Source organism: Chitinophaga jiangningensis (assembly GCF_900142605.1).
In the GTDB taxonomy this organism is placed as follows: Bacteria; Bacteroidota; Bacteroidia; order Chitinophagales; family Chitinophagaceae; genus Chitinophaga; species Chitinophaga jiangningensis.
Window position 1 is genome coordinate 83,511 of the sequence record NZ_FRBL01000008.1, and the last position, 24,282, is coordinate 107,792.

The 24,282-nt window shown below is 43.4% G+C and carries 19 protein-coding genes and 1 riboswitch; of the genes, 9 read left to right on the top strand and 10 right to left on the bottom strand.

The features are described from left to right. Positions 1–32: 32 nt before the first annotated feature. A complete protein-coding gene (locus tag BUB18_RS21030; RefSeq protein WP_073084878.1) occupies positions 33–734 on the top strand; it encodes a MarR family winged helix-turn-helix transcriptional regulator in 702 nt (233 codons plus the stop codon). 90 nt (positions 735–824) lie between these two features. On the opposite strand, the gene BUB18_RS21035 is transcribed toward BUB18_RS21030, so the two are convergent. The 6 genes from BUB18_RS21035 to BUB18_RS21060 all read right to left on the bottom strand — a co-directional run bounded on the left by BUB18_RS21035 (position 825) and on the right by BUB18_RS21060 (position 9,672). Next, positions 825–2,180, bottom strand: a complete 1,356-nt coding sequence (locus BUB18_RS21035) for a DUF5074 domain-containing protein (RefSeq protein ID WP_073084879.1) — start codon at positions 2,178–2,180, stop codon at positions 825–827. 31 nt (positions 2,181–2,211) lie between these two features. Next, positions 2,212–3,726 (bottom strand): hypothetical protein, encoded by a 1,515-nt coding sequence (locus tag BUB18_RS21040; RefSeq protein WP_073084881.1) that lies wholly within the window; start codon positions 3,724–3,726, stop codon positions 2,212–2,214. A 45-nt stretch (positions 3,727–3,771) separates the two neighbouring features. Beyond that, a complete protein-coding gene (locus tag BUB18_RS21045; RefSeq protein ID WP_073084883.1) occupies positions 3,772–4,701 on the bottom strand; it encodes a DUF4465 domain-containing protein in 930 nt (309 codons plus the stop codon). 48 nt (positions 4,702–4,749) lie between these two features. Next, complete coding sequence (locus BUB18_RS21050; protein ID WP_073084885.1) at positions 4,750–6,222, bottom strand: PKD-like domain-containing protein; 1,473 nt, start codon at positions 6,220–6,222, stop codon at positions 4,750–4,752. A gap of 232 nt (positions 6,223–6,454) precedes the next feature. Further along, on the bottom strand, positions 6,455–7,606 hold the full coding sequence (locus BUB18_RS21055; RefSeq protein WP_073084887.1) for a DUF5074 domain-containing protein: 1,152 nt from the start codon (positions 7,604–7,606) through the stop codon (positions 6,455–6,457). Further along, the gene (locus BUB18_RS21060; protein ID WP_073085301.1) at positions 7,603–9,672 is read right to left on the bottom strand and encodes a TonB-dependent receptor; all 2,070 of its coding nucleotides are present in this window, start codon (positions 9,670–9,672) and stop codon (positions 7,603–7,605) included. Before BUB18_RS21060 ends, BUB18_RS21055 begins: the two co-directional genes overlap by 4 nt. A 106-nt stretch (positions 9,673–9,778) precedes the next feature. Beyond that, positions 9,779–9,984: riboswitch (cobalamin riboswitch) on the bottom strand. 272 nt (positions 9,985–10,256) lie between these two features. On the opposite strand from BUB18_RS21060, the gene BUB18_RS21065 reads away from it, so the two are divergent. From BUB18_RS21065 to BUB18_RS21100, 8 genes are all read left to right on the top strand, one after another. Continuing rightward, complete coding sequence (locus BUB18_RS21065) at positions 10,257–10,769, top strand: hypothetical protein (protein WP_073084889.1); 513 nt, start codon at positions 10,257–10,259, stop codon at positions 10,767–10,769. Positions 10,770–11,232: 463 nt separating this feature from the next. Further along, positions 11,233–11,583, top strand: coding sequence for a hypothetical protein (locus tag BUB18_RS29450; RefSeq protein WP_143160033.1), 351 nt, complete (start codon positions 11,233–11,235; stop codon positions 11,581–11,583). 8 nt (positions 11,584–11,591) lie between these two features. After that, positions 11,592–13,592, top strand: coding sequence for a hypothetical protein (locus BUB18_RS21075; protein WP_073084892.1), 2,001 nt, complete (start codon positions 11,592–11,594; stop codon positions 13,590–13,592). Between the two features lies 1 nt (position 13,593). Then, complete coding sequence (locus tag BUB18_RS21080; RefSeq protein ID WP_073084894.1) at positions 13,594–14,334, top strand: glycosyltransferase family 2 protein; 741 nt, start codon at positions 13,594–13,596, stop codon at positions 14,332–14,334. After that, positions 14,331–15,044: a glycosyltransferase family 2 protein gene (locus tag BUB18_RS21085; protein WP_073084896.1), complete on the top strand. Its 714-nt coding sequence runs from the start codon at positions 14,331–14,333 to the stop codon at positions 15,042–15,044. The genes BUB18_RS21080 and BUB18_RS21085 overlap by 4 nt, the downstream gene beginning before the upstream one ends. Next, on the top strand, positions 15,022–15,987 hold the full coding sequence (locus tag BUB18_RS21090; protein ID WP_073084898.1) for a glycosyltransferase family 2 protein: 966 nt from the start codon (positions 15,022–15,024) through the stop codon (positions 15,985–15,987). Before BUB18_RS21085 ends, BUB18_RS21090 begins: the two co-directional genes overlap by 23 nt. A 2-nt stretch (positions 15,988–15,989) precedes the next feature. Further along, a complete protein-coding gene (locus BUB18_RS21095; RefSeq protein WP_073084900.1) occupies positions 15,990–18,221 on the top strand; it encodes a peptidase domain-containing ABC transporter in 2,232 nt (743 codons plus the stop codon). 19 nt (positions 18,222–18,240) lie between these two features. Beyond that, positions 18,241–19,569, top strand: coding sequence for a putative HlyD family type I secretion protein (locus BUB18_RS21100; protein WP_073084902.1), 1,329 nt, complete (start codon positions 18,241–18,243; stop codon positions 19,567–19,569). Between the two features lie 76 nt (positions 19,570–19,645). Here the strand turns inward: BUB18_RS21100 and BUB18_RS21105 are convergent, their stop codons facing one another. From BUB18_RS21105 to BUB18_RS21120, 4 genes are all read right to left on the bottom strand, one after another. Next, complete coding sequence (locus BUB18_RS21105) at positions 19,646–20,485, bottom strand: alpha/beta hydrolase (RefSeq protein ID WP_073084904.1); 840 nt, start codon at positions 20,483–20,485, stop codon at positions 19,646–19,648. A 106-nt stretch (positions 20,486–20,591) separates the two neighbouring features. After that, positions 20,592–21,107, bottom strand: coding sequence for a hypothetical protein (locus BUB18_RS21110; RefSeq protein WP_073084906.1), 516 nt, complete (start codon positions 21,105–21,107; stop codon positions 20,592–20,594). A gap of 89 nt (positions 21,108–21,196) precedes the next feature. Further along, the gene (locus tag BUB18_RS21115; RefSeq protein ID WP_073084908.1) at positions 21,197–23,305 is read right to left on the bottom strand and encodes an endo-1,4-beta-xylanase; all 2,109 of its coding nucleotides are present in this window, start codon (positions 23,303–23,305) and stop codon (positions 21,197–21,199) included. A gap of 4 nt (positions 23,306–23,309) precedes the next feature. Continuing rightward, positions 23,310–24,266, bottom strand: coding sequence for a DUF5627 domain-containing protein (locus tag BUB18_RS21120; RefSeq protein ID WP_073084910.1), 957 nt, complete (start codon positions 24,264–24,266; stop codon positions 23,310–23,312). Positions 24,267–24,282: the final 16 nt, after the last annotated feature.

Here is a 24,282-nt window from a genome sequence, read left to right on the forward strand (position 1 = left end):
ATAATTTACTTTTACATCGAATCCGATATATCATGAGCGAACTGGTGAAACTTATTTCTGCCTGGGATACATACAATCAGCAGCACAAAGGCGCTACTGCTGTGGAATTCTGCATGAACTTTTTAGCTACAGAGAGCAACGGCCAACTCTTCAGCGGCCTCACACCGCCGGATCTGGACACCGTTTTTGCCAAACTAATCGGCCGCGTAGCCAATATGCACACCGTGTATTGCAAAATGGCACTGCAGGATATGCCTGGCTTTGAGCTGGAATGGTTTTACTTCCTCAGCTCCATTTATCACCTGAAATCAGTCAAAAAAACACAGCTGATCCAGTACAACTTTACCGAACAAACCACCGGCATCGATATCCTCAATAAATTGAAAAAACTCGGCTACGTGAGTGAAAAAGCCGACCCGGACGATAAACGGGCCAAACTGGTGAGCATCACCAAAGCGGGAGAAAAAACGTTGTTTAAATTATATCAGCTGCTGTATAAACCTACGCTGCTACTGTATCACGACATCAGCCAGCAGGACAAGCAAGTGGTGGTGAACCTCCTCAAACGCACCGAACAAAAGCACCAGGAAATGCTTTCCGGCGCCCGTAATAAATCCATCGATGAACTGTTGGTGCAGGAACTGGGTTCAGCAAAAATTACGGCCATCGCTAAAGAACAGGAAAATAGAATTACACAATTTTCAAATGCCAGAAAAACCAAGGAAGATGTGTAAATAAGAATCCCATAGAGAAAAAACCTTCAGTCTATTCTCTATGGGACGTCATACCTTCTGCCGAAGGCAAAAGCTAATTCTTAACTACAACTAATTAAACGAATAGGTAAAGAAAGTACCTGCCGGAAAATTCGTATAATCCTTATAGTTAGCGCGCAGCGCCGCATCACCACTGAAGTTGAACACACTGATATTATTGATCAGGTAGTTCAATCCATAACCTTTCATGGTATTGAGATATACCTCACCGGTAACCGGATGCACCGCAATATTATTGTAAACGATACCAGCGTTTTCTACCATCGTTTTCGCATCCACCATAAACTCAGTTGTATTCAGACTGAATACATGACGGTAAATTTTTGTACCGGCACCGCTGAAATACAGCGTATCGCCTTTGGCGGTAATGCCTGGTGTAGCGCCGAAGCCTGCACTTAAGCTACCGGTAGTAATTTCGTTCGCTTTTATCAGCGAGTAATCCCTGAAGTTGATTTTAGAGATTTTCGAAGGTGCACCGGTAGTGGACACCCAGATGTTACCGTCGCTCGCTTTTACCACGCCACTTACGGATGCTTTCATATCCAGCGCATAGCTAATAGTGTCTTTATCCGCTTCCACCACAAACACTTTGGTGCCGGCAGCGGCAAATATTTTACCGTTTGAAACGGCCATAGTCATTTTAGCTGCAGAACGGGAACCTTTGATGAACGTCAGCACTTTGGTGGTGGTATTGAATTTCGACAAACCATTGTTATCCCTTATGATCACGTTCTGCTCGTTCAGTACGGCCACATGTGTAGGCCAGCTCAGGGTGCTCAACTCGTCATTGAACGCTGCTTCCTTTTTCAAAGTTTCGGCATTGGCTACAATCAGTCGGCCATCATTTTGAAAAGAGGTACCCACTGCATTTTTGTTGCCATTTTGAGAAATGATATAGATCTTGTTATTACGGATAAATAAATCCTGTGCTACATTACCCAGCTGGGTACCGTTGGCTTTAAAATAGGCACTGTCCGTCACCACACCTTTAGGACTAATGAAGGTAAGGCTACCATTCTCCGTAGTCATGTTGCCTTCATTAAGCACGAAAGTCCCGAACTTGTACTTACCGTATACGTTAATCGTTTCCTGGGAGCTTGTTTTCTGCCCGTTCAGCGCTGCTGTTACAGTAATTTTATGCTCCCCTAAATCGCTGGTCACGAATTTAAAAATGCTGTCCGTAACAGCTGCATCCTTACCATCCACTGCCCAGGCATAGGTGCTGCCTTTGCCTGCTTTTACTTTAAACACAAGGGTGTCTTCCTGTGCTACGGCGTTTTGCGCAAGTACATTTACAATCGCCACTTCAGGGGCTTCTACCGGCACAAGATCCGTTGCTTCATTTTTGGAACAGGATACTGCTGCCACGGCGATGAACGCCCCTACGCCTAATACACTTTTTTTCATATGCTTTTGATACTAATTGATGTTGCTATTGTTAGTTAATGGTGGCAATGTTGGTACCCAGCAGGTGCAGGTCTTCACCGCGACTCACCTCGGTGGATGATTCACCCAACCAGCCGTTTTCCTGGTCCACGCCATTATATATTTTTACGAAGTCAATACCCGGCAGCGTTACTTTATTACCGTTTTTGTCAATGGCCCAGTCGATGTCAATGCCTGAATTATCATGTACGTTTGGATAATTATCTACATAGCCGTAGCTATAAGCATACAGCACATAGTAGCTACCGGAGCCACTTTCATCTACGCCATTGGCAGCCAGCCGAATGCCTTTAAAAGTGAGCTGGTTGTCTTTTACCCAACCCGGATAATAGCTTTGCGTATGGTAGGTATTTTTGATTTTATAGCCTTGTTGTCCCTGATTATCTTTCCACTGGATGTAGTTGGCAATGCTGGTGTAGTTATCCGGTGTGCCAGGTGTTTCAGTAGCCGGGCGGTTGTAGGTCATTTCGTAATTGCGGAAGGTGCGTACATCTACCTTACCGTTTACGGCGGCGCTGTACCATAGTTCTTTGTCGGCGCCGAAGTTGCCGCTGCCTTTGATCTCATACCACTCGTCCTCATCCGGCTTACCGTTCTTATTTTTATCGTATGCTACCATTACCACACCAGGCTCACAGCTGCCACCAAAAGGCGCATTGGGGCGCGGGTTGGAGTTAGCCCCAAAGGCATTACCATTGATGCGAAAATCGCGCCTGCCAGCTACGTTTACGATGGTATGATCAAAGCCTATCACCACATAGCCTCCCCAGCCACCCAGCGTAATAACACTGGCATCTTCCCCCTTCAATTCTTTTTCTACCTTAGCCAGCATGGTTTCGTAGGTATCACCGGTAGTGTATTTAGGCATTTCGTTTACGAACTGGCCCGGGGCGGGCAGGTAATCAAATACTTTGGAAATATAGGGAGATGGTGCCTGCGTAGCCTGCTTTACGGTTACCAACAGGGTATCACTCAGGCTGCCGGAGGAAACACTGATTTTATAGGCCCCCTTGTCTACCGCCGTGAATAAGGCCGTGGTATTAGCGGCAGTCAGCCGGTACAGGTCACCCGGAGCCGTTACTACTTCCCATTTCACATCCGTTTTCCCGGCGAACTTAGCGGAGGCTTCCAGTGCGAGGATGGTATTGGCATTGGTTTCCCGGTTCAGGTACTGACCGGTGGTAATCTGTATCACTTTCTGAATAATATTACCCCGGTTATATGCCGTTACCACCAGGCTGAAAGTACCGGCAGTCGCAGGAGCCACAAAGTTGTACTGCAGCGCATTGGCGGCACGCGTGCCATTGAGTACCCACACAATGGAATCCACCTTATTTTCCACGGTGGGCTTCAGCAACAGGGATTCTTTTACCACTACATAATAAGCGGAATCCAGGCCGGAAATTACCGGTGGTGTATCCGGTATTTCAGCTCCTTCTTTTTTACAGCTGCTGATTATCAACAAACCGCAGGCAAGGTAAACGAGAAATTTAAATCGATTATTCATTTGATATAATTTTAAAAGAAAAGCCGGGCATAACTTTTAATGCCGTTAGATCGTCACATCTACGTTGTCAATGCAGATATACGCTGGTGTGTTTAAGCCATAGGAGCCATTATCGTTGCCTTCGAAATTGAATTCAACGCGGGTTACCGTACCTAAATCCGACAGGTCGAAATACGTCCAGGCAGTTAAAGGAGATACTACCGGCAGGTGGTTACTGTAGCGTGCCAGGTAGATTTCTACCGGGTCGCCATTATTCGTAGGTGTACTACCGTTATAACCGTATGCGAGTAATTTAATATAGCCTTCGCCGTTAGCGATATCTTTCAGCGGAGTGGCGGTACCCGAAGAACCAAAGGCATTACCATTCTGAATAACGCCATAGGTGTAGGACGACAAGCAGATGTACATACCATCCACTACGCCGCTGCCACTGGTGAAATTCATCACCGGGCGGGTAGCATAGGAAGCATTCCAGGCATCCACGTAGCCGAACAACACTGCGAAGTTGCTGCTGCCACCGTAGCCACCGTTTTTAGCACCGTGGGTACCGCTGTACACACTGCACTGGTTCAGGTAGGAATACCACCAATCGCCCGACTTACCAGGTATATTGGATTTATAATTCCAGTCAGACACTACAAAACCGCCATTGTAATAATCCACCGGACCACTTCCGGCGCCTTTGATGGCGAATTTCAGGTTACTGGGAGAATGCGTGTAGGGCGCAATCTGGGTACCACCCCAGGATGAATAGGCATTGTCGCCATAGGAAGTTGTATCGGCCATGTAGCCGCGACCAATCCCTTCAAACGTAATCGTGTAGGAACTGGTCAGCAGGGATTTTGCCGTTGTTGCCACGGCGTTGTTTTGCGCAACCGGATCTGGCGCCAGATCGTTTTGCTTGGAACACGAGGATGCTACAACAAGAGATACTGCTGCTATAATGAGGGTTTTACTAAAATGGGACTTTTTCATCAGTCAAGTTTTTTTTGTGAGATATTAGTTTCGGGGTTGCCCGGCTTTCTATTTGATGAGGTGTTTGTCCAGGATGGCGCCCACGTGCAGCATACGGGTTTCATCCATGTTATAATCTACCACCTGGCCACCGGCGTTGATGAAGTCCTGCTGCACAGGATACACCACTTTCCTTACCTTCACGAAATCAATACCGGGTAGCTGTACGCGCTCTCCCCTGCTGTTTACCGCGAGGTCAATATCAATATTCAGCTTTTGCGAAAACGGCGGTGCACCGGTGAGGTTTTTGGTAATACGCTTGCCCTTGCGGGTAAAGGTGTTTTGCCAGCCATCCAGGATGGCTACTTTTTTATTCGGGATATCTGTCATGCTGAGACCAGGGAAAAACCCTCGGGAAGAGAAGGTGCCGGCATCCGTCATAGCGCTGGTAAAGGTTTTATTGGTCAGCATCTCCCCTTGTGCAGGCGTTTCCTGGTTATCTTTCCAGTTATAGTAAGTATAAATTCTTTTGGCGTCTGTTTCGGTTTTGTTGTACGTAAAGGTGATGGCATAGTCCGGCATATCTTCCAGTCCATAATCCTCATTCTTGATTTCGTACCACTCCTCTTCGTCCGGCTTCCCGTTTTTATTACGGTCGTAGGCTACATAAACTGCCGGCAGGTCCAGCCGGGAGCAGGTAGCGGTGAGTTCCAGGTCGGGCTTCCCGGCGGCATTGGCAACGGTATGATCAAACCTGAATACTGCATATCCACCCCAGGAGCCTATCACCAGCGAAGGGGCCACATTATCCCTGCGCATAGCGGTGGCTTTTGCTAAAAAATCATTGTAAGGCAGTTGGAACTCATGTCCGAACTTCCAGAATTCAGCGTTGCCAATGATGGCCCAGTTATGGTTTTTAGCCGGTGCTGGTGCATATTCCAGTACCATGTAGGCATTTTGTACATATTGCTCCGGTTTGACTACAATTTTACGTGTAGCCGTTGCCGTTTGCTTACCGGCTACTGCCCGAAATTTCAGTTCATAGGTACCTGCGGCTGGTGAAATAAAATTCAATATGCGCTGCCTGCCAATCACCGAATCCCCAATGGACCATTGGTATGTAAAATCATTTCCAGCAGGGCCGTTCACCGTGGGTGATATCTCGAGCACCTTACCCATGGATACTTCCAGCTGATCCGCAATAGTCAGTTCGATCGGTTTTTCCACGTATATGTTAAAGGATTGCTTGTCGGTGCCGCCTTTATTATCTACCTTAAAAGTAACTTCAAAATTACCTGACGCCGTAGCTTCGAAGGTATAGCTGAGCTGGCCGGAAGCGGTTGCTTGTCCATTCACCAGCCAGGCATAGCTATTGCCTTTCAGGTTCTTGACGTTGGGCGCCAATACAATTCTATCTCCTATATTTAATACAATTGTATCCGCAGCAATGCCGGTAATACTGGGGGCACGGTACTCCTCTTTCTTGCAGGAGGAAAGCAAAACTGCAGCAGCAAACAGATTCAGAAAAAAGGTTCTTTTCATACGTTAAATTTCAGTTGCACTTTTATAGAACGTTTGTAGATTATTTCTTCGATGACAGGATATACCTTTCAGGCGCACCTTCGATTGGTGTAGAGACGCCTGGCAGGCGTCTATTCGCTATGATCGTCAAGGAAATCTCCGTATTGATATTTTTGCAAAGAAATTAGCGGAGATCTGCGCGGATAGACGCCTGCCAGGCGTCTCTACACAAATCGACAACGCTGCTATCCCTTTACGATTTGGGTAATAAAACCATATGCGCAGGGATATCACCGGTACGAACACTCCATTTCTTTTTCCCCTCTTTCGAAAAACAGTAAAGCATGCCGGGGGATACATAATTGCCGGCGTCTGTTACGTAAATATCTTTGGTCACGGGATTTACCATAATACCATAGGGAATTTCAATTTCCTTTTCTGTGCCGTCTGTGATGAAAGCCTTACTCACCACTTCCCTTGTACGTGTATTCACGATGGCGTAGGTGATCACATTGGAATACGTGATATAACTCCACTCGGTACTGTATACATACAGGGAATCGCCATCGAGGTAATAGTTACTCACTGCGATGGGTAAGGTATCTGTCACCTTCTCCTGGCTTTTATCGATGAAATACAGCCGCGATGGCAGCTGTTTATAATCCCCGCGGGAGGTTACCCATAAGTCACCGCGCTTATCCACCTTGATGTGATGCAGGTTGTAAGCCACATCAATTCTTTTTTCTTCTTTGAAAGATGCCAGGTCAATCACGGAAACGCTTCGTTCGTATTTGTCCGTACTACCAGCGCCCATATAGCCGCCGGAATTAGCTACATAAATTTTGCCATTGGTGATTTCCAAACCGTCCGGCTGGAAGCCAACTATGCACCGGTCCACTTCTGCAAGTGTGGCGGTATCAATTTTAGCCACGTAGCCTTTCTGTGTATAGTTAGGATTGATCTGGATAGGACCGGCATAAGAAGTAATATAGGCGTAACCGTTATCAAACTTAATATAGCGACAATTGGGAATCTCAATCTGTCCGATGCGTTTGGCGGTGCGGGCATCCATAACTTCCACCTTATTGGAAGCGTTGATCACCGCATATAACCGGCTACCGTAAATTGCCATATCATTGCCTACATCTCCCAATTCCTTTGGAACATTCGGGTTGATGGCAGCGTAGATATTTCGTTGGTACTTACCCGTAGTGTAATCAAAATAGTCAAGTGTACTTTTATTGCTTCCCATATTCCCTTCATTTAACAGGTAGAAGCCGGCGAAACCATTGACGGTGGCGGAGTCCAGGGAAGTATCTTCATTAATAAACACTTCCACATCTTTCCGGCAGGCGGACGCCATAAAAATTAACACCAGGAGTAAGAATAGATATTGCCTGCTCATAGTTCAACGGATAAAATGATTTTATAATTTCTTTTCGGCATCGGGTAGTTCACTACTACCTCATAATCCTGTCCCAGTACATTATTCAGCTCTGCTGCAATCCTGAAGCGGTAACGCTTAAAAGCAAAGTTTTTGGAGGCGGACAAGTCGTTGGTATACCAGGGCTGTTCGTAATTCTCCGGTATGTTGGCGGAGTTCTGATAACGCTCCCCTACATAAATAAAGCTGTAGTTTAGTCGCCACGACTTATACTGCACTGTTGAAATAACAGAACCGCTGTGCCAGGGGATGTAAGGTATCTGGCCGCCGTAAGTAATCTTTTGTAGTTCCGGATTTTTGCGTGTGGTATAGTCGCGTGCGGTCTGGTACGTATAGGCGGTCCTGATATTCAATAATATCTCCCTGGGAAAAGTAAATGCCAGATCCGCTACTACATCTACTCCCCTGATCTCCACATCCCCGATGTTCATCATCATCCAGCGGTACATGCCGCTGCCCTTAGGCACGGCCACAATTTTGTTGGTGACCTGGTTGTAGTAAAAATCGGATTGCAGCTGAAATTCGCTCAGCACGGAACCGGCGCGACTCTTCCGATACGCAAAGCCGAGGTTATATTGGTGTGTATATTCCGGTTGCAGGCTAATATTCCCAATATCCGTATAGTAGAGATCATTGAAAGTAGGCATCCGGAAAATATTCTTATAGAAGGCCCGCAGGTTAAAATCCTCCTTGGCAAAGGGTTTGTAAGAAATAAAGAAAGCAGGTGTGACTTCATTTTTAGCAGGAGCTGCTACGGAGGTATCGGTGGTGGAGGTGTTACCCCGGGTAATTTGCTCATTTACAAATGTGCCCAGCAGACTTCCCTGCATTTTCACCGGCCCTAATTCAGCTGCCGTGGCTAATGCTACCAGGGAGGTAAAACGTTTCGGGAATACAAAGCCATCCAGGTTTGAGTTCAATGTGTTGTACTGAAAATCAGTGGAGAGGTTGATGTCTATCTTTTTGGATACACTGTATTTATTGGCGATAGAAGCGTACCATTCCTGCTGGTGGAAGTTATTATCCAGGTACATCAAAGTCGTATCCGGGTTGAGGTAGCGCATATAGTCGTTAGCATACTTTGCGTTTACCTGCACATCATATCCTTTCACGATATTTTTCTGCAAGCCGCCCTGGATAAAGAAGTTACGGTCCCACTGCCGCTGTGAGCGTTTCCATACGTTGTTAACGATGGCGCCAGGTATCCCTCTTTCCGAATCATAGAAATATCCTTTTACATTCCATGCGCCGCGGTTGATATTCCCATACAAACCACTCTCTAGGCGCCAGGCTTCAATATCTCCGTTTTGGCGGATCGCAGTAGTATCCCATGCCGTAGCGCCGGAATTATGATATACTCTTTTATAACGAAACGGGTAGCGTCCGGATGACTTAATATATTCCGTGCTGAGGGAATAGTGTACGTTTTCTGAAATCTTTTGTTCCCACAGTACGGAGGGATTGATCAGGTCGAAGGAGCCTGTTTTAAAAACGCCTTTGAAGTTAGTGGTTTTGGTGGAGTCGAATGCAGGCTTGCGACTACGCAGGTAGATGCTGCCGGAGGAGCCGTAATCCTTTGCCGGTTGGAAGATATCGCTTTTCTGACCATTGTATACTGCAATGGATTCGATGTTATCCATGGAGAATTTACCGAGGTCGATTTGTCCGTTTTGTGCGTTACCGAGTTGTATACCATCGTAGAATACGCCCATATGGTTGGTGCCCATGCTGCGCATGTCTACGGTTTTGAGTCCGCCGATGCCACCATAATCCTTTACCTGCACGCCAGCGAAATAGCGGATAGCGTCTGCTACGGAAAAACTGTTTAGGCTTTTTAGATTTTCGCCGGTAAGTTTTTGCGAAGGGATCACCTCTTTATAGCCAATGGTGGAGATGGTAACACCCCGCAACATTCTGATGCCGGCGGTATCCACGTGGGTGGAATCGCGGTTGGTTTTTTGTCCGTAACTGCGCGTGCCAATAAATGCCAAAAACGTTATCATCAACGTTTTTAATGCGTTTGACATATCGATAAAAATTAAAACTGGTCCGGTATGGGTACCGGATGACATACTCAAAAAATCCTGAAATAATTTCAGTGTAGTTGATTCAAAGCACCTTCCCCGAGTGCTTACGAAATAGCTGCATGGCAGGTCTCCTGGCTTGTTCTCACTTTCGACGGCCTTCCCGTTTTTAGTCACTAAAAACAGTGGCAAGTGGATGTCGAAGTGTTGTTACAGAACTTACAGTAGCGGGTCTGCTCAGGATTTGCACCTGATTCCCTATTAATTTTAACCTTCGTGAAATGAAGGGTAAAAACCAATTGCGGCGTGAAAGTACAACAAATAATTGAGAAAGAGGCAAAAGGATAATTTTATGGCGGCTAGTTATACTTCTCTGGCGTAGTATAAGGGTGGTCTGAAAAAGTTTTGGAGGGATCAAGATAAATAGATAAAAATATATTTTGTTACGAATAGAATGTTCTATAATTTAACATTCCCAGCCAAAATATTTGGCTCCACCTTTTTACTTTCTCCATTTGATCATGCAAACAGTCGTAACTAACGACTCAGGAATTTTTATTTTTTGTTAAACCATAAATTCAAATTTCATGAAAATTTGCAGATTAACTTTTGCCGCTCTGGCAGAACAGCTGGAGATAGTAGACTCCGAAGAAATGAGATCCTACTATGGTGGTTATCTCACGACCAACCCAGATGGCCCCACCGATGGCTACGATTGTGTTTATAACTCTTGCGCCTATGTAGCAAACTATTATGGTGGTGGCGAATACGGCTATGAAAGTGGCTATTGGGAGGGGCTGTATGACTCAGAATACGGCAATGCCAATGAAGGAGTTGACGCGGCCACGCTGTATAATTTCCTTTCATCTCATTTTGTTGTGCAGCAAGTTGACCTCTCCACGTTAAGCGGGTCACTGAACGTACCAATCATGTGCGATTATGGAACTGGCAGCGGGGTAGCCCACTCAGTAATAATTCAGTATGTGGATCAAAACAGCCAATTAGCATATCTATACGATCCAACAAGCGGGGGAGCCTCGATAAAACCACTTTCTGAGATTGCAGCTGACAGAGTATTCCGCATAGATGGAATGCTGTAGAAGCCATAATAATTGCATAAGCTAGCTCAGAAGTTAGTACCAAGGTCGATCCAATACTTCAGCCCAAAACTAACAATTTTTATCATCAGGTAGCTGATGATAAGGCACATAACTATTGGATCGGCCTACTCAGCGACTCATTTTAACAGACAAACATTAAATATCTCCCACTATGCAGGCTTTTCATTTAAAAATAATGCTACAACTCCTCACGATACTTTTGCTTCACAACCTTACATACGGACAGCAGTCAGAAAAAGTATTCAGGAGCTATTTAAATGAATGCAATTTAACTTTCGTCAGTCCCAAAAACTATATGGACAGAGACACACAAGGAAGCTTCGCTTATTCTAAGAAGGCAAGTTTGAGTTACTTTTTTAAAACGTTGCAACATAAAAGGAAGCAAATAGTGATTGGAATTGCCTTAATACCAATCAGGCAACCTAAATATGATACAACAATAATGAAGTCAGCTTTCAGAAAGCACGACTTTGATGCTAATCAAAGTTTTTACAATCTGCTTACTTACCAATCGGATAGCTTGTATTCATCGATGCGGCTGTCGTCGGCCCAACGGCAGGCTATCAACGCGACTGATGCATATATCTATCAGTTAAACCAGACTGAATTATTTATGAACCAATACAGTAAGTGCCTGGTATTGGCTATACACCGAAAAAACATAGGGGATGCACATATATGCTATTTTTACAACCCCGAATCTGAAATGCAGGTGCGCAAAGAGATGAATAGGAATATCCGCATGATGCAATTCAAGCCAGATAGTGAATTCAACCCAATACTCATGAAATAAAGCGCACAATGATTTTTCTCTCCTGTCAGCCAGATGAACTTTACTTTATATGGCAAATTCAAGTTCAACTTTTCAACTTCGAGCGATTAGGTATAAACAGTAACGATGTACATGTACTGTTTGGGATCAGGGACAAAACTATTAGCAGCAACCTAAAGCAATTTTTAGCCGAAAATGCTTTTGGTAAAGTATTTATATACCCTGATACCCGGTCATTCATGAACTATGCATCCACCATCAGGCCACATATAATAAGAAAACATATCGAACAATTTCCGGAACTGGCTAAGGCAACAATATTTTACCACGACTCGGATATCATTTTTACCAAGCCTCCAGCATTCAGACACCTCCTACCGGGGGACACCTGGTATGCATCGGACACCAGAAGCTACATTAGTGCTGAATCTATAGTAAAAATTGCAGGACATAAAACATTGTACGAGATGGCGGCTATAGTTGAAATTGACCCTCACCTGCTATTGCTAAACAGCGAACACACCGGAGGGGCACAGTATATACTTAAAAATACCAACAGTTCATTCTGGCAGGAGATAGAGAACACATCCGAAAAGCTATTCAACTATCTCATGGGAAACCCGGCCATTAATGCATTGCAGCCATGGTGCGCCGATATGTGGGCAATACTGTGGACTGCCTGGAAAAAGGGCCAGGTGATCACCGTAGACAAAGCACTAGACTTCAGCTGGCCCCACCAACCTGTTCAAACCTTATCGCGGAACTCCATCTTACATAACTGTGGCGTACCGTTAAAACTCATGGACAAAATGTTCTGCAAAGGTGCTTTTAAGGTTTATACTCCATTTGGTATAAACAAAAGAGCGTATGATCAGACGGTTTGTGCTTCCAGATATGTAGAAGAAATACATCGGTACTCCGTACACCATAATATCAAAATTAACACAAGTACACAATCGATGAAAAAAAGATATACTGAGGAGAAAGCAATTGAGATAATTAGCGATATCCTTAAAATCAAAGCAGAAAAGACCAATAACCTCTCACAACATGATCTGCTGAGCATTTCAATTTTATTGTTTCATGCAGACCAGGTTTATCCCGATAATCAATATAAATATATTGCAGAAGCAACATTGGAAGATGCGGCCAGCAGACCGCTATCCAATGATTTCTCAATAACCAAAGGCGCTACCGCATTTGGATTAACACTTGAGCACTTGCAGCAACATGGTTTCATAAACGTAGACATCGATGATATCCTCATGGAAGTGGATAATGCATGTACTGAATTCCTTTTGAAATCAACAAATATTAACATACAGAATCAGTTACAAATTTTTAGTATAATCCATTATTTGTGCAAAAGATCCTGTGATAGTACAAAATTCATGCAAGCATTCGAACAGGCAGCAACCCTTCTTAAAAAATATGTTCATCAGCATTACAAGGGATTCTTGAGCAACAACAAACTCGCATCCATTGATGCGGAGCTCCCATTGCTTAGCCTCAGTTGTCAACTGTCAAGGAAAGTTCTGCCTGCAATAAGTGAACTAGTCGACATCCTTAGTACCAGTATCTTACACTATTTATATATCCGGCAAAACGAACCCAAACTGTTTACAGGAAGGATACTTAGCCATTTATGTGATGCAGAAAACATTCTTTCAAATACTGAAAAAACTGAAAAAACCAATAAGCTATTATCTTATTATGCCTCATTTTTACAGACGCGCGCAAACACTATTTTGTTTCCAGAAAACATACATCTCTCAACAGGCATTGGCAGAGCATTGATGCACCACCTCAAACTTGCAGAACTAGCACCGAGGTTGAATGAAATATCGGTATTCAATAACTATTTAGTCGATATTATGAAAGACAGCATTATCCAGGAAACAGCACATAAACCAGGGCGCATATACCCGGTAAATAGTTTCATAAATCCAGTTTGTGAATACGGGCTATCCACCTTAGCTATTAAACAACCTGCTACATTATTACAAATTGAAAACTTATATCTTTCCTGATATGACTATTACACTTTTTACAATAACGCGTAACACCGCACATCGACTGGAAGAATGGATTGCCTTTCACAGTTCCATAGGAATAGATGAAATCATAATTTATCTGGATCATCCAACCGACAATAGTATTCAACTGTTACAAAAGCTGCAACATCAATACAACATTACGTACAAAGTTTTACCACCAGACGGCGCATATTTGGACGGGCGCTTTGGAAGCGAATATATAAAATGGCTGCAGGAGCATGGAAATCCACTGGAGAATGCGCCGCATATTAAACGGCAATTCAATGCTATTAAAACAATACTCTCATCTTTAAAAGTAAAATATGAAGGACAAAATCATTGGACTGCATTTATTGATGTAGATGAATTCCTGGTTCCCCAAAAGACAACAAAAATCAAGGAAATCATTGAAAAATATCAACGCTTTTACAGTCGGATTGTGGCATTCGACTATCGCTTTGAATTACCAAAAGATATATTCATTCCATTTATTGAGCAATGCACTATTAGGCGACCTGTCACTCAGATGACAGAACACTGGCCAACAAGAAAATCAATCATACGAACAACCTACCATACCGAAATAAAATGCTTGCACGATTTAGATCAATCCCCATACCTAATCATAGATGATGAGCTCAAACTGTATCACTATCGGGAACAGGCCTCCTTTCCAGCTGATACCTATTTTATAGAAGACAGAAGGGCACTCATTCTAAAACAGCAATTAACATGAAGAAATTGCAATTCCAAAAACTAGTTTCGTTTACGATAATAACAGTTGTAAAAAATGGCGCCAAATTTCTCAAAGATGCTATAAAAAGCATCAGGGATCAACAATATCCACACATTGAATACATTGTGATTGATGGAGCAAGCATAGATGGCACGATTGATATTATCCAACAAAATAACGATATCATTACAAAATGGATAAGTGAGGCAGATAACGGGATCAGCGAAGCTATGAATAAAGGCATTCAGCAATCAACTAACGAAATTATAGGTATTATTCATTCAGATGACTGGTACATGCCGAATATTCTACAACCATTGTCCGATTTTATTTTCGAAAATCCATCTTTTGACGTTTATTATGGTAAAACAGCATTACTCGGGGAAACAGGCAGTCCCAGAATACTACCCCTACCCGACAGTCATCTTTTTTTGAAGAATGGCATGACGCTGGCACACCCATCTGTATTCATCCGTCGTGAGGCTTATCAGACCTATGGCACATTTGAAAATAATTTCAAAATCGCAATGGACTATGAGTTACTTCTGCGATTTATTATAAATGGAGCCAGGTTTAAATATTTCAATCAACAACTAGCCTACCACAGACCTGGAGGCATAAGCAACCGATTATATTCACAGGGAACAGCTGAATGCAAACTGGCCCAACACATTCATCTTCATAAAAGTGAAAATAAAATTAAAATTTGAAGAAAAAAGATCCTTAGACCAGGAAGAATTTCCAGCCGTAACCATTATCATACCAGTCCGAAATAATGAAACGAAATTAAAGGTATGCCTGCATGCCATTTCAGGGCAGGAATACCCAAGCGGAAAAATAGAAATATTGGTTGTAGATAACAACTCCTCGTGCCCTCCAAGTGAAGTAGTAGAGAAATATGGCAATGCCAAATTACTATTCTACAGAAGTACGAATAGCCCCTACCCTTCCAGAAACTTAGGAATCAGGAATGCCAAAAATGAAATTATTATATTACTTGATTCCAATTGCATTCCCTCACCAAGGTGGCTAATTACAGGCATCAGGGCTTTGCAGGCCACCCATGCATCGGCAGTTGCAGGTGACATCAGGTTCTACTATTCCAAACAGATTAATAGTGGCCATTTCGCGGACACCTTGCTTTTCGCAAATGTGGAGGCCGCAATTATGAATGGTGGTGCACCTGGGGGGAATATCTTTACCAAAAAAGAAACATTCAGACAATTTGGGTACTTCCCGGAAACCATCAGATCAAATGGTGACTCAATATGGTCTAACAATATTACCAGAAATGGCGGGCTAATAATCTACGAAAAGAATGCATATGTAGAATATGCAGCAAGGGGTACATGGCAATTTTTCAGAAAATCTTACCGCATCGGAAAAGGCAGCTATTATTACTGGAAATTTCTAGGATACTCAAATTACAAAATGATTTCGCTGTCGCTACGACAGATAAATCAATTCAGCCATACAGACATTAAAAAGGCAATCAAAATTAGGTTTCCAGAACACACCAGGCCTCCACTTGTGAAAATTCACCTGGTCATCCAAATCGGTTTCATTTTACGAGCGATTGCCAGAACCCAAACGATGTTTGTACAAAAATTATTCAGGAATATAAATAACAGTATTCATTCCCAGAACTTTTAACAATGATTTTTAACTCTTTTCCTTCCGAGAGACAAATGGACATGATGGATTGCGGCCCAGCTTGTCTAAAAATGATCGCAAAATATTATGGGAAATTCTACTCCCTGCAGTTCATGCGAGATAAATGCGGATCAACCAGGAGTGGCATTTCGATATCCGATCTTAGTCATGCGGCAGAAAATATTGGTCTTCGTACAATCGCCTTAAAATGCACAGTAGCGGACCTGGTTGACAAAGTACCTTTGCCAGCAGTTATACACTGGGACAACAGCCATTTCGCAGTTGTTTATAAAACTTCATCAAATAAAAAAGAAAATATTATTTACGTATCTGATCCCGCAAAAGGCCATGTCAAATACACGGCTAGTCAATTTTCCGAAAGATGGTTAAAAAGAAAAACCGACAAGGGAATTGTTATGGCCATTGAACCACAATCAAAATTTTATGAAAATGAAATAGTAACAAAATCCGAAAACAGAAAAACGCTTCTGAGTATTCTTGGCTATTTCCTACCATATAAAAAAAGCTTTGTTCATCTGTTCATTATTATGTTACTGATTACTATATTACAGGGTTTACTCCCCTTCATCAGTAAGTCAGTAATTGACGTAGGCATACAAACCCACGACACTAACTTTATTAACATTGTAATGATTGCTAATATCACAATCATTATAGGAGTATTACTGAGTAATATTGCACGGGATTGGATACTACTTCATATAACCAGCAGAATTAACGTGGCCCTGATTTCTGACTATTTAATCAAACTCATGAGGTTACCGATCACATTTTTCGAGAACAAAATGTCCGGTGACATACTACAACGTGCCCAAGACCACGATCGCATAAGAAGCTTCATCATGAACAATTCGTTAAACATGATTTTCTCCACATTGACATTCCTGGTATTTGGCATTATCATGTTTGTTTATAATCCTGTCATATTTTACTTTTTCCTGACAGGTAGCATTATTTATATTGCATGGGTACTTGCATTCTTTAAAGTAAGACGAAAATTGGACTGGGAGTATTTTGATCTGATCAGCAAGAATCAGAGTTACTGGGTTGAAACTATTGGTAGTATCACGGATATCAAAATCAATAATTATGAAAAAGAGCGTAGATGGAAGTGGGAGAATATTCAGGCAAGATTATATCACGTAAATAAGAGAGTTTTAAATATCAACAATATCCAGAATACAGGTGCTCAATTCATTGATCAATTAAAAAATCTGCTTATAACTTTTTATTGCGCAAAAGCGGTTTTATCAGGAGACATTACTTATGGTGTGATGATTTCCACCCAGTTTATCATTGGCATGCTAAATACCCCTGTCACACAATTCATACAGTTTATTATATCCTTTCAATTCGCTCAGATAAGTTTCCTGAGGTTGAACGAAATCCACCAATTAAAAGATGAGCATGATGCGGTAGGACAAACCAGCATGGATCTTCCGGATAACAAAAGTCTTGTGCTGACAAATGTGGCATTTCAGTATACACCAAACAGCAAGTTGGTACTCCAAGGGATCAGACTAGTTATTCCAGAAGGAAAAATAACAGCCATAGTTGGAGATAGTGGCAGTGGCAAATCTACATTGCTCAAATTATTACTACGGCTATATAAGCCTAGCTTTGGAGAAATCTGCATAGGAGAGATGAATATTAATAATATAAGTTTACGGCAATGGAGAGATAAATGCGGTGCCGTAATGCAAGACGGAAAAATATTTAATGACACTATCCTGAACAATATTGTTTTGGACGACCCTAAGATAGATTTTGATCGGTTAAAAAAGGCGATTCAGACTGCAAATATTGCATCTGAAATTGAGGCACTCCCACTTGGTTACGAAACTATGATGGGAGAAATGGGCAGAGGGCTCAGTGGAGGGCAGAAACAACGGATTTTAATTGCCAGGGCACTATACAAAAACCCGGAATATCTTTTTTTTGATGAGGCTACCAATTCTCTGGATACCATTAATGAACAAAAAATAACGAAAGCTCTCGATGAGGTATTTCATGGCAAAACTGTGGTAGTAGTGGCTCATCGATTAAGTACCATTCAAAAAGCTGATCAGATTATTGTGCTACAAAATGGGATGATCGCTGAAATAGGTAATCACGAAATTCTGATGGCAAAAAAAGGAAGGTATGCACAGTTAGTTCAAACTCAGATGTCAATGTCTGAAATGCATCCCTCACACCATGAAAATGTAGTATAATAATATCACAACCATCGTTATGACAACCATCAATCCAAAGCTCAAGGAAATTATAGAAGATCAGCAATCAGAGGAAATACAGCATATCATTAACAGGATGCCAACTACATTCAGTTCAATAATTTGCTATATAATAAGTTTTATTTTCATCAGTTTATTGCTGTGTGGCTGGATCGTCAAATATCCAGACGTTATAATCGGTAACATTACCATCAATACAAATACAAGCCCCATAAAACTAATTGCAAGTAGTTATGGCAAACTTAAACTGGGCAAAACTCAATCACTTAAAAGTGTCAGGGAAGGAGAATTAATTGCTTACATTGAGAATTCTGCAGCGCCTGAGGTCGTGCTACGAATCGATAGCCTTACAGTTGGATTTAATCCTAATATTGATAATCTAGTTAGCTTTTATGAAAAACTACCTCAAGATATCGCTCTAGGTGAGCTTAATACATATTATTTTTCATTAATAAAGGCACTTCAGGACTTTAAAAACAGCAAGACGGACCAACTTTATGACAAACAATCAGCGAGCCTGAAGGAGTTGATAACAGAACAAACAACTGCAATTACTGCTGCACAAAATCGTGTGAAAATGAGCCTCAATAACCTCACACTATCCAGCAAGTTTTTCAAGAGAGATAGTATACTTTTCGTGGAGAAAGTTATTAGCGAAGCAGATTTTGACAAGACGCAAATCAACTATATCAGTGCGAAGGATGGTCATCAAAATGCGCTTAACAATTTAACTGTAAGCAATCAGCAGTTAATGCAAACAGAAAGTAAGCTTCAGGAATTGCAAATTGCTCACCCCGAGAAAAACAAAGAGATCCAGATAGCAGCTATCTCTGCGTTTAATGATCTTATAGACAATATACAAAACTGGAAACGAAAATACCTATTTATTTCTCCCTTTGCTGGAAAAATACAGTTCCTTAAATTCTATTCGGATAACCAATACATACAGTCAGGGGAACCTGTATTTGCTATTATCCCAGAACAAAACGCAGTATTGGGCCAGGTAATGCTACCTGCTACTGGTGCTGGCAAACTTAAAAACGGCCAGGAAGTTATAGTAAAACTTGACAATTTTCCGTATTTGGAATACGGTAGTGTGTCAGGAAGGGTGCAAAATATTTCATTAACAACAAGTACCACTAAAACAGACAAAAGTGAAATCGAAGTCTACCTGATATCGGTAGAATTCCCAAGGCAACTGACCACAAATTATGGGGTCAGATTGGAACATAAGGCAGAAGCAAAAGGAACTGCTGAAATTATTACAAATGACCGCAGGCTGCTTGAAAGATTATTTGATAATTTAAAATACGTGTTAAAAAGATAAACATCGTAAATTTATGATAAATGACATGTAATAACAGCAAGAACTCAAAATATCTTGTTATTACATGTCATTCAGGCTATTTCACTCGTTCCCTTAACCAACTCAACAAATCCGCCATCACTACTTCTTTCTGCAAGTCATTCAGCAAATCATGATAGTGTCCTTCATAGAGCTTCAGCGTTTTATCCGCCGCGCCGGCATGCTCGTAGAAATACTGGCTGCCTTCATGTTTCGTAGCTTTATCAGCAGTACCATGGAGGATCAGCAGGGGAAGCTTAATAGCGGGCATTTCGCTTTTTAAACGCTCATCTGCCAGTACCAGCTGCTGCACCGTTTTCGTAGGTTGCACCTCGTTCGCAATCAGCGGGTCAGCGTTCATGAAATCTACTACTGCTTTGTCGCGGGAGAAGTCCTCGTTTTTCAGCTTCAGTACATGCGCATGGGGGAATACATGACTCAGCCCTTTCAACACAGCGAGGGCAAAATCGGGTGCTGGTACCTGGAAGGCGAAGCTCTCACAGATAAAGCCGCTCAGTTTCTGTTGATAGTCCAGCGTATAAACCGCCGATAGTACGCCGCCGGCGCTATGTCCCAGCAGGAATACGGGCAGGCCGGGATATGCGGCTTTTGCCATCTCCACTAACTGATCCAGATCCTTAACAAAAGCGGTGTAGTCTGCAATATAGTAGCGCTCTCCATCGGAATTTCCTCTTCCGGGCCAGTCGATACCATATACTTCAAACTGTTCATTTACCAGTTGTTCCGCGGTCCATTGAAAGTAGCCGCTGTGGGAGTTAAAGCCATGTGCCAGTATCACAACGGCTGTAGGGTTAGCAGCTTTCCAGTTACGATAGTATACGTTTAAACCATCGGCAGCCGTGAAAGTAGCGGTCTGCATTGGGGTAGTGTTTGCCATGAGATAGTATTTTGTGGTAACGTTACAAATGTAAGGTTTGAGGCGACCATCTGGTTCACTATAGCTCATATTTACATCAGAATGCACGAATGGTACATCTTTTTCTCTAATCTTTTCTCACCCAGCGCCAAACTGCCCTTGAGAACACCACCAAATAAGTTATTAACAGCCCTACGAATCCTGTCAGTGTAATTTTAAACCACTTAGTATCAGCCGTCTTTACTTCTTCCGGATTAATGATATAAGAAGCATTCTTCTTAAGACCTATTACACGCACTTTGTTGCTACGTTCACCCAGTATATTCCTATCTGCCTCAAGGATATTAATCGTGATCGTATCCATTGGCAGCATAGCGTCCAATGCAGCTTTTGCGGAATCATGATCCGTGAGGATATCATAACTTCCTCTTATTATGATGAACGAACATGGATATTCAGCGACGGTAAATTTGTAATATGGCTCTTCCTTATGGGGCTTATAATAAACAGGCAACTCTTTCACTGACACGTTAATCTCCGTGAGCCCCTGGCCTGTATAATAGTAGGCATCTGTCCTACATATCAGGAGGAAAACACCAATAGCTATAAGCAACAGCAACGAACCAGCTTTAAAAATTGACATCAGGTTGAATTAGCAAAAGACCGCAAGATAAAAAATCCTGCCAGTCGGAAGACTCCGTCCGGGCAGGATTTCTTTCTTATATGTCAACCCTATTTCGTTGCGGTTTCAAAAGCCTGGCAGGAAGTGGAATACGCCAGTTTGCGTATATATCCTTCCGTCCAGATGCCGATAGGCTCACCGGCGCGCCAGCTGGAGCTGGCCGGACTATCCAGCGGACTCCAGAAGGTAATGCCATAGCGTTGTTTGGCCGGCACCAGTTCAAAGTATTTCTGGATCACATACTGGTATAATTCCGCCTGCGCTTTGTAGTGCTCAGGCGTTGCAGCAGCCGTTTTAACGCCTACGCCTATATCCATTTCCGACACTTTAATCAGTTTGCCGGTGGCAGCGAGGAGCCTGAACATCTCGGCGATTTTCTCCTTATCGTTGGTGGTGCTGATATGCATTTGTGTACCAATACCGTCCACTTTTACGCCTTTGCTTTCCAGGTACTGTACGTAGGCGATCAGGCCGCGACACTTATCCAGGCTATATTCCAGGTTATAGTCGTTGATAAACAGTTTGTCGGTGGCATTCCCGTATTTGCGGGCCAGCTGGAATGCTTTTACGGCGTAATCCTTGCCGAGGTAGTCCTGCCAGTAGAACTCATCGTTTTTTAATGTTTTACCCACACCGGTTTTCAGCTCGGCAGGCTTACCGTCGTCCATGGGTTCATTTACCGCATCCCAGGCGTGTACATCGTTTTTGCAGGCCGTTACCATACCGGCAATCCAGGATTCCATGGCATTGCCGATGATCACTTCTTTTTCTGCGGCTGATTTTTGTACGGTGGTAGTTACACTGCCTACTGCTTTGGCATTGCTCAGCACCACGTCATCAATATATACCGTGCCGGCAAATTCTCCATAACTGAATATCAGCCGTATTCTGTCGGCCGCTGTTGTTTTTGTGGAGATGGTTACCTGTTTCCATTCTTTAGTGACGGGCACCTGTCCGAAGCCGTTAGAGGCGTAGTTCGCGCTCTGTAACTCCGGGCGGATGATACCTTCCGCCGTTCCTTTCACCCAAAAGCTCAGGTTATAGGTTTCCCCGTTGTCCAATGCTTTATCGAATGCATAGGAGGTTTGAATATCCCAGTAGTTGGCAGCCTTAGCGGTATTGGTCACATAAAACGCTTTGCCTTTATTGCCTACGCCCATACCATCGGCGGTAATGCCTCTGGTGGAGCCGGTTCCCCATCCTCCCCAGGCGCTGCCGGTTTCGAAGTCGCCGTTTTTGACCAGGTTGGTGATGGAAGGTGTGCCCTGGGTATCGTATACGTAAATATTATTAACGTCCAGGTAGTAGGTTACGCCCGGCTTGTAGCCTAAATCAAAATGTACTTTAAAAGTGCTGCCGGTAATATCACTCACCTGCACCTTTATTTCTTTCCAGGAGATGTTAGTGCTGAAGGAGGTAAATGGCGTGTTATTTCTCAGGCCTTCAAAGGCAATGCGACCTTCCCCGTCCTGATCGGATTTTACGTAGCAGATGATTTCATACTTATGCCCGGCCACTGCGTTGATGGCTGGCGTGATCAGCTGCAATGCCTCTGGCGTGTTGCCATTACCGGCTACCAGCTTAATGGCTTTTCCGCCATTCATGCCTGTACCGTCTTCCATCGTGATGGTGCCGGATTTGGTCCAGCTGGTGAAGCTCCCATCCAGCAAGCCGGTTCTGTTTAGGTCATTCGTGTAAGCAGGGGAAGTAAACATCAATGGAGCTATCAGGCCATTGAGGTAGGCGGCATTCTGGTTGGCATGCCAGCATAACGTATGCCCATAAACGCTCATGCCTGCACCTTTTGCAGTAGTAAGCAGACTGGTGACGTTGTCCAGCGCCAATTTACCATCTGCCTGTACCACGGCGCCATGCTTCATTTCGTATCCCAGTACCAGCTCATCAAAATTGCGGTTGGCCAACCGGTACATGACGCCTTTGGCCACATAAGGGGACAGCGACAATGCCACACCGAGTTTAAAATCGGGGTTGGAGGCCCGATTGATATAGGATTTCAGGGCTTTGTACGAATTAATATCTTCCTGTACCACAGCACTTTCCGGCTCCTGCACTGAAAACGCCAGTGGCTCATACTTGGTACAGGCAGCCAGCATGGCCAGTGCGAGTGCGGGGAGTACTGGTTTATAACGTTTGTTCATGATGTTACTTAGCTATAGGGGTGAAAGTTTCCATGGTCACCGCCCGGTCTCTCATTACCAATGTATCGGTAGTGGCCACCTGCAAGTCTGCCAGGGTGATGTTATAGTTGAGATAGAGTGCATCGCGGTCCTGGTTGCCCCAGCTGTTCTTCTCTCCCTTCTTCACAAACTTGCCGCTACCCGTAACCGTGAAATTGCTACTACCGGCAGTTACAATACAGTTGTTTGCTTCATCAAAGTTGAGTAGCAGCGTGCAGGTATTATTGGTACCGTTTTTATCTTTGATCACTACCGGAAATTCCAGTGTAGTGAGGCTACGTGTACTCAGTTTATTTACCGCATCATCTTCCACATACTGCTGATGCCTGGTGATAGTCTGATTCAGACTACCAGTCAGCACGTCTTTCCCGCGGCGCAGGTAATTACCATGCCAGGTATTTACGTACTTCACGGCGTATAGGATAAAGTCCTTGCCGAGTAGCACTGAATCAGCGTTGGAGATAGCGCCTATACGCAGCGGGATCACATAATTATTGCTGATGGCTTTAGGGTCCGCAAAAAATGCATCCGTGAGCTGCACTTCTACGCCGCCGGTGAGGCCACCCGCAGGGATAATTATTTTATTATCCGCCAGGGTGTAGTAATGTGTGGGCATGGCCTGCACCTCACTTTTACCGGCGCCAAACAGCAGTCCGTTGCCGAGCAGGGAATTATCCACTGCTACCTGCACGGTCACATCCCTTTTAGCGTAATACACACCACCGGTGGTGGCCATGATTTTACATTTGTGCTGGTTGTCCAGTTGGGTATCAAAAACATCTTCTCCCATGGTCAGCGTTCTAACCGGGTACTGATAGGCGAAGTACACCGTCTGGTATTTATAATCCGGGAAATCCCTGGACTTATTGCAGGCTGCAACCGTGATGTATAACAGGATCAGTAAGAGAATACGCATCTTCATAGTTCAAAAATTTTAA

What these genes read in the sequence shown, in the direction of transcription:
- BUB18_RS21030 (WP_073084878.1), top strand. Translation starts at nt 33, where the DNA reads ATGAGCGAACTGGTGAAACTTATTTCTGCCTGGGATACATACAATCAG.
- BUB18_RS21035 (WP_073084879.1), bottom strand. Translation starts at nt 2,180, where the DNA reads ATGAAAAAAAGTGTATTAGGCGTAGGGGCGTTCATCGCCGTGGCAGCA.
- BUB18_RS21040 (WP_073084881.1), bottom strand. Translation starts at nt 3,726, where the DNA reads ATGAATAATCGATTTAAATTTCTCGTTTACCTTGCCTGCGGTTTGTTG.
- BUB18_RS21045 (WP_073084883.1), bottom strand. Translation starts at nt 4,701, where the DNA reads ATGAAAAAGTCCCATTTTAGTAAAACCCTCATTATAGCAGCAGTATCT.
- BUB18_RS21050 (WP_073084885.1), bottom strand. Translation starts at nt 6,222, where the DNA reads ATGAAAAGAACCTTTTTTCTGAATCTGTTTGCTGCTGCAGTTTTGCTT.
- BUB18_RS21055 (WP_073084887.1), bottom strand. Translation starts at nt 7,606, where the DNA reads ATGAGCAGGCAATATCTATTCTTACTCCTGGTGTTAATTTTTATGGCG.
- BUB18_RS21060 (WP_073085301.1), bottom strand. Translation starts at nt 9,672, where the DNA reads ATGTCAAACGCATTAAAAACGTTGATGATAACGTTTTTGGCATTTATT.
- BUB18_RS21065 (WP_073084889.1), top strand. Translation starts at nt 10,257, where the DNA reads ATGAAAATTTGCAGATTAACTTTTGCCGCTCTGGCAGAACAGCTGGAG.
- BUB18_RS29450 (WP_143160033.1), top strand. Translation starts at nt 11,233, where the DNA reads ATGAAGTCAGCTTTCAGAAAGCACGACTTTGATGCTAATCAAAGTTTT.
- BUB18_RS21075 (WP_073084892.1), top strand. Translation starts at nt 11,592, where the DNA reads ATGATTTTTCTCTCCTGTCAGCCAGATGAACTTTACTTTATATGGCAA.
- BUB18_RS21080 (WP_073084894.1), top strand. Translation starts at nt 13,594, where the DNA reads ATGACTATTACACTTTTTACAATAACGCGTAACACCGCACATCGACTG.
- BUB18_RS21085 (WP_073084896.1), top strand. Translation starts at nt 14,331, where the DNA reads ATGAAGAAATTGCAATTCCAAAAACTAGTTTCGTTTACGATAATAACA.
- BUB18_RS21095 (WP_073084900.1), top strand. Translation starts at nt 15,990, where the DNA reads ATGATTTTTAACTCTTTTCCTTCCGAGAGACAAATGGACATGATGGAT.
- BUB18_RS21100 (WP_073084902.1), top strand. Translation starts at nt 18,241, where the DNA reads ATGACAACCATCAATCCAAAGCTCAAGGAAATTATAGAAGATCAGCAA.
- BUB18_RS21105 (WP_073084904.1), bottom strand. Translation starts at nt 20,485, where the DNA reads ATGGCAAACACTACCCCAATGCAGACCGCTACTTTCACGGCTGCCGAT.
- BUB18_RS21110 (WP_073084906.1), bottom strand. Translation starts at nt 21,107, where the DNA reads ATGTCAATTTTTAAAGCTGGTTCGTTGCTGTTGCTTATAGCTATTGGT.
- BUB18_RS21115 (WP_073084908.1), bottom strand. Translation starts at nt 23,305, where the DNA reads ATGAACAAACGTTATAAACCAGTACTCCCCGCACTCGCACTGGCCATG.
- BUB18_RS21120 (WP_073084910.1), bottom strand. Translation starts at nt 24,266, where the DNA reads ATGAAGATGCGTATTCTCTTACTGATCCTGTTATACATCACGGTTGCA.